Source organism: Mycobacterium sp., from assembly GCF_036490025.1.
Classification (GTDB): domain Bacteria; phylum Actinomycetota; class Actinomycetes; order Mycobacteriales; family Mycobacteriaceae; genus Mycobacterium.
In genome coordinates this window covers 42,318-53,994 of the sequence record NZ_DASXEP010000094.1, presented here as the reverse complement: position 1 = coordinate 53,994, position 11,677 = coordinate 42,318, and the positions used below count along the sequence as shown (strand labels likewise).

The following is an 11,677-nucleotide window of genomic DNA, read 5'->3' as shown; positions in this document are numbered from 1 at the left end:
GGGACGCTAGGGCGTGAGCACGATCGATCCGACGGTCTGACGGCCCTGCAGGTCGCGGTGCGCCTGCGCGGCGTCGGCCAGGGGATAGCGGTGGCTCACCTCCACGCTGAGCGAGCCGTCGGCGATGGCGTCGAACAATTCCCGTGAGCGCCAAGCGAATTCCTCGCCCGTCCGGGTGAAATGGACCAACGCCGGCCGGGTCAGGTACACCGATCCGGCCGCGTTGAGCCGCTGCGGGTCGACGGGCGGAACCGCGCCGCTGGACGCGCCGAACAGTGCCAACGTCCCCCGTACGGCGAGGCTGGCCAGGCTGGCGTCGAATGTGCTTGCCCCGACGCCGTCATACACCGCCGCCACGCCGGCCCCGTCGGTCAAGTCGCGGATCCGCCTGCCGAATTCGGCCGGATCGTCGCCAGGATAATCCAACACCACGGTGGCGCCGGCGTGCCGCGACCGCTGCGCCTTCTCCGGTGTCGATACGGTCGTGATCACCCGAGCGCCCCGATGCGCCAACCACTGCGTCAGAATCAGCCCCACCCCACCCGCTCCGGCATGCACCAGCACCGCATCGCCAGACTGCACGGGATACACCGAGGCGATCAGATAATGCGCCGTCATGCCCTTCAACAGCGCTGAGGCGGCCACGTCCAGGCCGACTTCCGATGGCAGGCGCGCGACCAGTTGCGCTGGTGCGGTGCTGAATTCGGCGTAGGCACCGGACGCTGCCGCGGTCACCACCCGGTCGCTGGCGCTCAGCCCTGTTACGCCGTCGCCGACTGCGGCTACGGTTCCGGCCACTTCGGTGCCGAGCACGAACGGCAGATCGCGGGGGTACGTCCCGGAGCGGAAATAAGTGTCGATGAAATTCACGCCGATCGCTTCGGCCTTGATCAGGACCTCACCCGGCCCCGGCGACGGTTGCGGCCGCTCGACATAGCGCAGGACTTCCGGGCCGCCGATTTCTGCGACTTCGATTGCGTGCATGTTGACTATCATCCGCATGCATGGAGTCCGCATGAAGTTGGCCCGGCCCGACATTCGCCATCCCCGGATTGTGCTGGCCGGTTCGGCGGACGGCGACGACGCCGGCCTGGTGGCCGCGCTGCGCACGCGCGGCCTGCATGCGCACTGGTTGGCCTGGGACGACCCGCGCGCGCTCGACGCAGATCTGGTGATCCTGCGGGACAGCAGCGATCACGCCGAGTTTTTGGCGTGGACGAAGCGGGTTCCCAACCTGTTGAACGCTCCTGACGTCGTCGCCTGGAACACCGGTCGGCGCCACCTGCGCGACCTGGGCCGCGCGGGAGTGCCCGTGCTGCGGGGTCGTCGTCCGTCAGGCCCCGCGGTTCGCACTGCGCTGGTTTTTATCGGCGGCATCCAGTCCCACGCGTTCGTCGAGAATTCGCCGATCGAGGCCGATTTCGAATTGTGGGACCTCGGACAGGCCGCATTGCAGGCAGCCGCCGAGCAGTCGGGCATCGCCGTCAGCGAGTTGCTATACGCCCGCGCGGATATCATCGACGAATCCGGTGACGCCGAGCTGGCAGAGCTGAATCTGGTTGCCCCGTCATTGGGTTGGCGACTACTCGACGACGACGCCCGCGACGACGCGCAGCGTCAGTTCGCCTTGTGCGTCGAGTCAGCCCTGGACCGGTTGGGGCTCGGTCCGCTCTCGCATCGAGGCCCATAAGGCCGCGGTGGCCGCCGTGCATATCGCGGCCCCGGCGACGTGGACCGCGACCAGCGCCGCGGGAGCGCCGGTGAAGAACTGCACGGTCCCGACCGCGGCCTGACCGAAAACCGCCACCAGCAGGACGCCCAGCCGCAACAGCACCGGCCGCGGCGCATGCACGGCCAGCAGCCCGAAGCCAAGCCCGACCAGCAGGGCGAGATAAGCGATGAGCAGCGATGAGTGGGCGTGCACCAACGTGGTGATCTCAATCCGCAGCCGCGGCACGGTCCGACGCGGGCTGGTATCCCCGGCATGCGGGCCCGCGGCTGTGACCAGCGTCCCGGCCACCAGGACCGCGGCCAGCGTCAGGGCGCTGAGCAGCGTGAGCGCGCGCAGCGGTTTGACCACTTGGTAACTGATCACGCCGACCCCGTTGTTATCGGGCTCGCCGACCTTGACGAACAGCAGCACCGCGAGCCACACCATGGTCATCGAGGTGAGCAGGTGGACGGCCACCGTCCACCACAACAGCCCGGTGCGGACGGTGATCCCGCCGATCACTGCCTGCAAGACGGTCGAGGCCGGCATGAACCAGGCGTAGAGCAGCACTTCGGCACGGCGGTGGGCCCGGTAAACCACCAACACGGCCAGCGCCGCGGTGAGGACCACGGCGAAGGTGATCATCCGGTTGCCGAATTCGACCGCCTGGTGGATGCGGGGCACCTCGGAAACCGCGACCGGGGTGAAGCTGCCCGGAAAGCATTGCGGCCAGGTCGGGCAGCCAAGTCCGGAGGCGGTGACGCGGACGATCGCGCCGGTGACGGCAATGCCCCCCTGCGTCAGGATCACGGCCGCCGCGACTATCCGCTGCACGGGCAGGCTGGGTTCGGGCAGCAGGTCGACCAGCCGCCGTAAGAGTCGCCCGACAGCCATCGCCCGATCGTAGGGCAACGAAAACTACGTCGCGTAGTAGGGCCGGTCAGGTGAAGCGGAACCAGCGCAACGCGGCCAGTCCGGCCAGCGTGCCCCACGCAACAAGCACCAGCACGCCGAACCAGTCCACCGACAGGCTCATCGCGCGGGACAGCGCCTCGGTCAGCGCCCCCGCCGGGGTGAGCCGCGCCGCCCATCTGACGGTCGAACCGACCAACCCGGATTCGATGGTCAGCGCACCTAGGCCGGCGAAGACAAACCACAACAGGTTGGCCACCGCCAGCACGATCTCAGCGCGCAGGGTGCCGCCAAGCAGCAAGCCCAGCGCCGCGAAAACCGCGGTACCCAGCGCGATGACCGCTGCGCCCAACGCCAGACCTGCCGGAGGCGGCCGCCAGCCGAGCGCAAAACCGATGGCGCCCAGAATGATTGATTGCAGGAACACGACAGTGACCACCGCCGCCGACTTGCCCGCGATGATGCCCCACACCGGTAGTGCCGTCGCGCCCAGCCGTTTGAGCGCGCCGTAGCGCCGATCGAAGGCGACCGCGATGGCCTGGCCGGTGAAGGCGGTCGAGATCACCGCGAGCGCCATGATCACCGGAACGAAGGTGGCAGCCCGGTTGTTGCCGAACGACCCGAGCGGCAGCAACGTCAAACCGATGAGCAGCGTGATCGGGATGAACATGGTCAGCAGCAGCTGCTCGCCGTTGCGCAACAACAGCTTCAGCTCAAGACCAAATTGCGCGGCCAGCATCTTCGGTACCCCGGCGGGTCGCGGGTTGGGCGTGAAAGTGCCTGTAGGGAACTGGGTTTCGGTCACGAGCGCAACTCTCGGCCGGTCAGCTCCAGGAACACGTCCTCCAGGCTGCGCTGTTCGACCCGCAGGTCGGTCGCCAGCACGTTGATCTGAGCGCACCACGCCGTCACGGTGGCCAGCACCTGCGGGTCGACCGCGCCTTCCACCAGATACTCACCCGGCGTCGCCTCGGAAGCCTGGTAGTCCTCGGGCAGCGCCGACACCAGCAGCGACAAGTCGAGTCGAGGCGGCGCGCTAAACCGCAGCTGGCCTTTGGCGCCGCTATGGGTCAACTCGGCCGGCGTTCCGGCGGCCACCGTCACCCCGTGGTCGATGATGACCAGTCGGTCGGCGAGCTCCTCGGCTTCTTTGAGCTGGTGGGTGGTCAACACCACCGTCACGCCGTCGCGGCGCAGCGCATCGATCAACTCCCACACCAGGATTCGGGCCTGGGCGTCCATGCCGGCGGTGGGCTCGTCGAGGAAGACCAATTCGGGCCGGCCGACCAGTGCGCAGGCCAGTGCGAGCCGCTGCTGTTGCCCCCCCGAGAGCCGTCGGTACGTGGTGCTCGCCGCGTCGGTCAGGCCCAACGTGTTCAGCAGCCACGTCGGATCCAGCGGATCGGCGGCGTAAGAGGCCACCAGGTTGAGCATCTCGCCGGCCCGGGCAGCGGGATAGCCGCCGCCGCCCTGCAACATCACGCCGATCCGCGCTCTCAGCCGGGCGTTGTCGGCGATCGGGTCCAACCCGAGCACCTCGATGGTGCCGGCATCGGGGCGGACAAACCCCTCGCACATTTCCACGGTCGTCGTCTTGCCGGCGCCGTTGGGGCCGAGCAGCGCAAGCACCTCGGCGGCATGCACGTCGAGATCGAGGTGAGAAACGGCGGTCGTTGCGCTCGCACCCGAGCCGTACTGCTTACACACCCCGCGCAACCGCACGTGGATGTCTGAAGCCGGGCTCACGAAGATTTAGCGTAAGCGCCGGGCACCGGAGCGGGCTGCGGGGTCTGGCCGGTGGGCGCGGGATCGTCGCCCGTCGGCGCAGGCCCGGGTCCGTCCTCGGGCAGCGGGCGCCACGGCAATCGGTCGTACGTCACCGCGATCAGCAGCAGCACAATGATCGTGCTGGCCAGCGTCGCATCCAGGATCTGGAACAGCGCGAACCGGTCACCGTTGGCCGTGGGACCGAAGATGCCCACCACGAGCGTCACCACGATCACCGCCATCCGGAAACCCGGCCGGGTGGCCCACGCCGCCAGCGGGATGATGGCCCACAGCAGGTACCACGGCTGCACGACCGGAAACAGCAGCACGGTGCCACCCAGCGCGACGCCGAGCCCACCGACCGGGTGCAGCCGGCCACGCAGCACGGCCACCAGCAGCCAGGCGACCAGCACGGCGATGATCAAGACGCCGATGCCACGAGTCAGCGACAGTACTGCGGTGGTGTGATCGCCCAGTCCCAGCAGGATGCCCACCTGCCCGGTGCCCAGGGCGATCAGCGTCGGCGGTGACATCCAGCTGCGCACCACGTTGGCGGTGCCCAGCGTGTAGATCCAGCCGAAGCCGAGTCGGCTGGCCGAGCCCACGGCGGCCATCACGGCCAGCGACAATCCCGCCATCAGGCTGCCGGCCAGCAAGAATGCCCGCAAGTTGCCGCCGTAACGCTGGGCCAACGCCATCGTCACGAAGCCAAGTGCCAACAGCGAGGGCAGCTTGATCTGCGAGGACAGCACGATCAGGGTCGCGCCGGCCAACAGCATGCCCAGCGGCACCCAATCCGCCCGTTCGCCCCCGGCCCGCGGCCACGGTCGCGGCCACAGCGGGCGCGCGGCGCCGATACCGCGCAGCGCGAACTCGGTACCGGTCAGCATCAGCCCGAGCATGGCCGCCTCGTTGTGAATGCCGGCGACCAGATGCATGATCAGCAGCGGGTTGGCCGCCCCCAGCCACAGCGCGCTGACCTCGGCCACCCCGCAGCGGCGAGCCAGCCGCGGTGTCGCCCACACGATCAGCCCCACTCCGAGCAGCACCACCAGCCGATGGCAGAGCACCGCGGCGACGATGTTTTCGCCGGTCAACGCGGAAATGCCGCGGCCGATCCACAAAAACAGCGGCCCGTACGGCGCCGGGGTCTCCCGCCACAGGCTGGGCACCGACAAGGTGAAGACATGGCCGAGGCCCAGCCCGGTCGCCGGACCCACCCGATAGGGGTCGAGTCCCAACCGGCAGATCTGGCTCTGCGCCAGGTAGGAGTAGACGTCCTTGCTGAACATCGGCGGCGCGATCAACAGCGGCAAGATCCACAACAACAGCGTGCGGTCCAGCTCACCGCGTGACATCCGCCGCTTGCCCAGCGCGAACCGGCCCAGCATCAGCCAGGCCAGGGCCATCATCACCGCCCCGGTCGTCGTCATCGTCAACGACACCGTTTGAATGCGCGACGGGAGGTTGAGCAGCCGGACCCCGAACGTCGGGTCCTGGACCACCGGCCGGGCCCCGGCTCCAAGCGCCCCGATCCCCATCAACACCGTGCCGGTAGCGCCGAACACCCGGGTGCGACCAAGCGCGACCCGCTCGCGGTCGTTCAGCGGCTGGCCCACCGCCAGCTCGTCGCCGTGCAAGCTGGCGATCGACGAACTGAGCGTGTGCTGGCGAGCTGCCATCACAGCAGCGTAACCGCCGCCAGGGCGCCGCCGAACGGGTCAGGTGTGACCAGCGCAACCCGGGCAGAGGGTAGCCTTCCTAGACCCGTCGGCGGAATTGCGTCACACTGGTGTTGTGAAATTCCCGCCGTCCGTCCAAGGTGCCGAGGCAGCAGCCGCTGCTGCGACACACGATGGTCAGACCCGCAGCGCCGTCGTGCGGTTGCTGCTGGAGTCCGGGTCTGTCACCGCCGGGCAGATCGGTGAGCAGCTCGGTTTGTCGGCCGCCGGGGTGCGACGTCACCTCGACGCGCTGATCGAGATGGGCGAAGCCGAGTCCGTTCCCGCTGCGCCGTGGCAGCAAGCCGGACGTGGACGCCCGGCCAAGCGATACCGGCTGACCCCGACCGGCCGCGCGAAGCTGGACCACAGTTACGACGATTTGGCGGCTGCGGCCATGCGGCAGCTGCGTGCGATCGGCGGCGAAGAGGCGGTCCGCAGTTTCGCCCGGCAGCGCATCGACGCAATCCTGTCCGGCGTCGAGGCGGCCGGTTCGGATGCCGACGAGGAGATCGAAGCCACCGCCGAGCAGATCGCCGGCGCATTGTCCAAAGCCGGTTACGTCGCGACCACCACGCAGGTAGGCGGTCCGATCCACGGTGTGCAGATCTGTCAGCACCATTGCCCGGTATCGCACGTCGCCGAGGAGTTCCCGGAGCTGTGCGAAACCGAGCAGCAGGCAATGGCCGAGGTGCTTGGAACGCATGTGCAGCGGTTGGCGATCATTGTCAACGGCGACTGCGCCTGCACCACCCATGTCCCGCTCGCCGCTGCGGAAGCCCAACCGACTGAACTTCGGCGCACAGCCCGTGCCGAAGCCACCACGAGCATCAAAGGAGTGTCGTTATGACCCTCACCCCGGAGGTCGCCAAGACGAGCGTCCCCGTCGCGCCGCTGACCCAGGAGCAGACGATCGACTCGCTGGGCCGCTACGGCTACGGCTGGTCGGACTCGGACGTGGCCGGTGCCTCGGCCAGGCGGGGTCTTTCAGCGGCGGTGGTGCGCGACATCTCGGCCAAGAAGAGCGAACCCGAGTGGATGCTGGAGCAGCGGCTGAAGGCGCTGCGCATCTTCGACCGCAAGCCGATGCCGAATTGGGGCTCCAACCTCGACGGCATCGACTTCGACAACATCAAGTATTTCGTCCGGTCCACCGAGAAGCAGGCCGCGACATGGGATGACCTGCCCGAGGATATCCGCAACACCTACGATCGGCTGGGCATTCCGGAGGCGGAGAAGCAGCGCCTGGTTTCCGGCGTCGCCGCGCAATACGAGTCCGAGGTGGTTTACCACCAGATTCGGGAAGACCTTGAGCAACAAGGGGTTATCTTCCTGGACACCGACACCGCGCTGCGGGAGCACCCCGAGATCTTCAAGCAGTACTTCGGCACGGTTATCCCGGCCGGGGACAACAAGTTCTCCGCGCTCAACACCGCGGTGTGGTCGGGCGGATCGTTCATCTACGTCCCGAAGGGTGTGCACGTCGACATCCCGCTGCAGGCCTACTTCCGGATCAACACGGAAAACATGGGCCAGTTCGAGCGGACGCTGATCATCGTCGACGAGGACGCCTACGTGCACTACGTCGAGGGCTGTACGGCTCCGATCTACAAGTCGGACTCGCTGCACTCCGCCGTCGTCGAGATCATCGTGAAGCCGGGCGGCCGTTGCCGCTACACCACCATCCAGAACTGGTCCAACAACGTCTACAACCTGGTCACCAAACGGGCCCGGGCCGAGGCGGGCGCCACCATGGAGTGGGTCGACGGCAACATCGGCTCCAAGGTCACCATGAAGTACCCGGCCGTGTGGATGACCGGCGAGCACGCCAAGGGAGAGGTGCTCTCCGTCGCGTTCGCCGGCGAGGGCCAGCATCAGGACACCGGCGCCAAGATGTTGCACCTGGCGCCCAACACATCGAGCAACATCGTCTCGAAGTCGGTCGCCCGCGGTGGCGGTCGCGCCTCTTACCGTGGCCTGGTTCAGGTGAACAAGGGTTCGCACGGATCGCGCTCCAGCGTGAAATGTGATGCGCTGCTGGTGGATACGATCAGCCGAAGCGACACTTACCCGTACGTCGACATCCGCGAGGACGACGTCACGATGGGCCACGAGGCCACCGTCTCCAAGGTCAGCGCGGATCAGCTCTTCTACCTGATGAGCCGCGGCATGACCGAGGACGAAGCGATGGCGATGGTGGTGCGCGGCTTCGTCGAGCCCATCGCGAAAGAACTGCCGATGGAGTACGCGCTGGAACTCAACCGGCTCATCGAGCTCCAGATGGAAGGTGCGGTCGGCTAGTGACGTCCAATCTCACCGAGGCCGTCGAGGGCACCAACAAGGGGGAACTGTTCGCATCGTTCGACGTCGATGCCTTCGAGGCGCCCGGCGGCCGTGACGAACTGTGGCGGTTCACCCCGCTGAGGCGGCTGCGCGGCCTGCACGACGGATCCGCACCGGCGACCGGAAGTGCGCTCATCGAGGTCACCGACCGCCCCGGCGTGACGGTGGAGACGGTCCGGCGCGGCGACGATCGCCTCGGTCAGGCTGGTGTGCCCACCGATCGGGTTGCCGCGCAAGCTTTCTCGTCGTTCAATCAGGCGACCATCGTCACCGTGGCGCGGGACACCGAGGTGGCCGAGCCGATCGAGATCGTCGTCACCGGTCCCGGCGACGGCGCGACGGCGTACGGACACCTTCAGATCCGCGTGGAGGAGCTCGCGCGGGCGATCGTCGTGGTCGATCTGCGCGGCAGCGGAACGTATGCCGACAACGTGGAGATCATCGTCGGTGATTCGGCAGGTGTCGGCGTGATCTGGATCGCCGACTGGGCCGACGACATGGTGCACGTGAGCGCTCACCACGCGCGGCTGGGCAAGGATGCCGTCCTGGGTCACGTCGCCGTCACGCTCGGTGGCGACGTCGTCCGGACCTCGGCGACAGTACGATTCACCGCCCCCGGTGGCGACGCGCAGATGTTGGGGACGTACTTCGCCGATGACGGGCAGCACTTCGAGTCGCGGCTGCTCATCGACCACGCGCAGCCCAACTGCAAGTCCGACGTGCTGTACAAGGGTGCGCTGCAAGGTGATCCGGACTCGGCCAAACCCGACGCGCACACCGTGTGGATCGGCGACGTGCTGATCCGCGCCGAAGCCACCGGAACCGACACGTTCGAAGTCAACCGCAACCTGGTGCTCACCGACGGCGCCCGCGCCGATTCGGTACCCAACCTGGAGATCGAGACGGGCGAGATCGTCGGCGCCGGACATGCCAGCGCCACCGGACGTTTCGACGACGAGCAGTTGTTTTACCTGCGCGCCCGGGGCATCCCCGAGGATCAGGCCCGACGCCTGGTGGTGCGCGGCTTCTTCGGCGAGATCATCGCCAAGATCGCCGTCCCGGCGGTTCGTGAGCGTCTGACCGAAGCCATTGAACGAGAACTAGCGATCACTGCTGGGCTCAACTGAAAGACGAGAGAAGCAACTAACGATGACCACACTTGAAGTCAATGACCTGCACGTCTCCGTCGCCAATCCGGACAGCGGACCCGACGCGCCCGGCATCGAAATCCTCAAGGGCGTCAACCTGACGGTGAAGTCAGGGGAGACACACGCGCTCATGGGGCCCAACGGTTCTGGCAAGTCGACGCTGTCCTATGCCATCGCCGGCCACCCCAAGTACACCGTCACCTCGGGCTCGATCACGCTCGACGGGCAGAGCGTCCTGGACATGAGCATCGACGAGCGCGCCCGCGCCGGGTTGTTCCTGGCGATGCAGTACCCCATCGAGGTGCCGGGTGTCTCGATGTCGAACTTCCTGCGCACGGCCGCCACCGCCGTCCGCGGCGAGGCGCCCAAGCTGCGGCACTGGGTCAAAGAGGTCAAGGCGGCCATGGAGGACCTGGACATCGACCAGGCCTTCGGCGAACGCAGTGTCAACGAAGGCTTTTCGGGTGGCGAGAAGAAGCGCCACGAGATCTTGCAACTCGGGTTGCTCAAGCCCAAGATCGCGATTCTCGACGAGACCGACTCGGGTCTGGACGTCGACGCGCTGCGGGTGGTCAGCGAGGGCGTCAACCGCTACGCGGCGGCCGAGCACGGTGGCATTCTGCTGATCACGCACTACACCCGGATTCTGCGATACATCCGCCCCGAGTTCGTGCACGTCTTCATCGGCGGCCGGATCATCGAATCGGGCGGACCGGAGTTGGCCGACGAACTCGAAGAGAACGGTTACGTCCGCTTCGCCCAAATGGACGGCGGCGACCCGCTGCGGACGGCCGCCGCTTCGGGAGCCTGACATGACGGTTGCGGCCACCCCCACGGCGGCCTTGGATCTCGCCGCCATCCGGGCCGACTTCCCAATCCTGGCCCGGGTCATGCGGGGCGGAAATCAGTTGGCGTACCTGGACTCCGGGGCGACATCGCAGCGTCCGCTGCAAGTCCTGGACGCCGAACGCGAGTTCCTCACCACGTCCTACGGCGCGGTGCACCGCGGCGCACATCAGCTGATGGAGGAGGCCACCGACGCCTACGAGCAGGGCCGCGCCGACATCGCCGCGTTCGTCGGTGCCGGCGCGGGTGAGCTGGTGTTCACCAAGAACGCCACCGAATCGCTCAATCTGGTGTCGTATGTGCTGGGCGACAACCGCTTTGAAGGTGCAGTCGGGCCGGGCGACGTCATCGTCATCACCGAGCTCGAGCACCACGCCAACCTCGTCCCGTGGCAGGAGCTGGCCCGTCGCACCGGCGCCACCCTGCGCTGGTACGGCGTGACCGATGACGGACTCATCGACCTGGACTCGTTGCAGCTCGACAAGAACGTCAAAATCGTTGCCTTCAGCCATCACTCGAATGTGACCGGTGCGATGGCCCCGGTCGCTGAGCTGGTCGAGCGGTCCAAGGCCGTCGGCGCACTGACCGTGCTGGACGCCTGCCAGTCGGTGCCCCACCAGCCGATCGACTTCCACGCCCTCGGCATCGATTTCGCCGCATTTTCCGGGCACAAAATGCTGGGTCCCAACGGGATCGGTGTGCTCTACGCCCGCGCCGAGCTGCTCAACGCGCTGCCGCCATTCATCACCGGCGGCTCGATGATCGAGACGGTGACCATGGAGGCCACCAGTTACGCCGCGCCGCCGCAGCGATTCGAGGCCGGCACGCCGATGACATCGCAGGTCGTCGGGCTGGCCGCGGCGGCGCGCTACCTGGCCGGCATCGGCATGGCCACCGTCGAGGCTCACGAACGGGAGCTGGTCGCCGCCGCGATCGAGGGCTTGTCCGGTATCGACGCGGTCCGGGTAATCGGACCGACGGTCATGGAAAACCGTGGCTCGCCGGTGTCTTTCGTAGTAGACGGCGTGCACGCGCATGATGTGGGTCAGGTTCTCGACGACGACGGTGTCGCCGTCCGCGTCGGGCACCACTGCGCGCTGCCGCTGCACCGCCGGTTCGATGTCGCGGCCACCGCGCGCGCGTCGTTCGCGGTCTACAACACGCTCGACGAGGTCGACCGGCTGGTGGCCGGCGTGCGCAGGGCCGTCGATTTCTTCGGCGGAGCGTGA

Annotated in this window: 11 protein-coding genes; 6 read left to right on the top strand and 5 right to left on the bottom strand. The window is 67.5% G+C overall.

What is annotated here, in order from left to right; genetic code table 11:
* Nucleotides 1-6 precede the first annotated feature (6 nt).
* Nucleotides 7-984 (bottom strand): quinone oxidoreductase, encoded by a 978-nt coding sequence (locus VGG53_RS10800; protein WP_331518054.1) that lies wholly within the window; start codon nt 982-984, stop codon nt 7-9.
* A 31-nt stretch (nt 985-1,015) separates the two neighbouring features.
* On the opposite strand from VGG53_RS10800, the gene VGG53_RS10795 reads away from it, so the two are divergent.
* On the top strand, nt 1,016-1,690 hold the full coding sequence (locus tag VGG53_RS10795; RefSeq protein WP_331518048.1) for a hypothetical protein: 675 nt from the start codon (nt 1,016-1,018) through the stop codon (nt 1,688-1,690).
* On the opposite strand, the gene VGG53_RS10790 is transcribed toward VGG53_RS10795, so the two are convergent.
* From VGG53_RS10790 to mptB, 4 genes are all read right to left on the bottom strand, one after another.
* The gene (locus tag VGG53_RS10790; protein ID WP_414688940.1) at nt 1,640-2,623 is read right to left on the bottom strand and encodes a COX15/CtaA family protein; all 984 of its coding nucleotides are present in this window, start codon (nt 2,621-2,623) and stop codon (nt 1,640-1,642) included. The two genes, VGG53_RS10795 and VGG53_RS10790, sit on opposite strands and share 51 nt — an antisense overlap.
* A 28-nt stretch (nt 2,624-2,651) precedes the next feature.
* Nucleotides 2,652-3,362 carry an ABC transporter permease gene (locus VGG53_RS10785; protein WP_414688943.1) on the bottom strand — a complete coding sequence of 237 codons (711 nt, stop codon included), beginning with the start codon at nt 3,360-3,362 and terminating at the stop codon, nt 2,652-2,654.
* A 62-nt stretch (nt 3,363-3,424) separates the two neighbouring features.
* Entirely contained in the window at nt 3,425-4,369 is a 945-nt protein-coding gene (locus VGG53_RS10780) for an ABC transporter ATP-binding protein (protein ID WP_331518045.1), read from the bottom strand.
* On the bottom strand, nt 4,366-6,072 hold the full coding sequence (gene mptB, locus VGG53_RS10775; RefSeq protein ID WP_331518044.1) for a polyprenol phosphomannose-dependent alpha 1,6 mannosyltransferase MptB: 1,707 nt from the start codon (nt 6,070-6,072) through the stop codon (nt 4,366-4,368). Before mptB ends, VGG53_RS10780 begins: the two co-directional genes overlap by 4 nt.
* Before the next feature lie 115 nt (nt 6,073-6,187).
* Here mptB and VGG53_RS10770 point away from each other — a divergent pair, with 115 nt between their 5' ends.
* The 5 genes from VGG53_RS10770 to VGG53_RS10750 are packed head-to-tail and all read left to right on the top strand — an operon-like array spanning nt 6,188 to nt 11,677.
* Entirely contained in the window at nt 6,188-6,961 is a 774-nt protein-coding gene (locus tag VGG53_RS10770) for a metalloregulator ArsR/SmtB family transcription factor (protein WP_331518043.1), read from the top strand.
* Nucleotides 6,958-8,412: a Fe-S cluster assembly protein SufB gene (sufB, locus tag VGG53_RS10765; RefSeq protein ID WP_331518042.1), complete on the top strand. Its 1,455-nt coding sequence runs from the start codon at nt 6,958-6,960 to the stop codon at nt 8,410-8,412. The genes VGG53_RS10770 and sufB overlap by 4 nt, the downstream gene beginning before the upstream one ends.
* Complete coding sequence (sufD, locus tag VGG53_RS10760; RefSeq protein WP_331518041.1) at nt 8,412-9,581, top strand: Fe-S cluster assembly protein SufD; 1,170 nt, start codon at nt 8,412-8,414, stop codon at nt 9,579-9,581. Before sufB ends, sufD begins: the two co-directional genes overlap by 1 nt.
* A gap of 22 nt (nt 9,582-9,603) precedes the next feature.
* Nucleotides 9,604-10,413 carry a Fe-S cluster assembly ATPase SufC gene (gene sufC / locus VGG53_RS10755; protein WP_331518039.1) on the top strand — a complete coding sequence of 270 codons (810 nt, stop codon included), beginning with the start codon at nt 9,604-9,606 and terminating at the stop codon, nt 10,411-10,413.
* Between the two features lies 1 nt (nt 10,414).
* Nucleotides 10,415-11,677, top strand: coding sequence for a cysteine desulfurase (locus VGG53_RS10750; protein WP_331518038.1), 1,263 nt, complete (start codon nt 10,415-10,417; stop codon nt 11,675-11,677).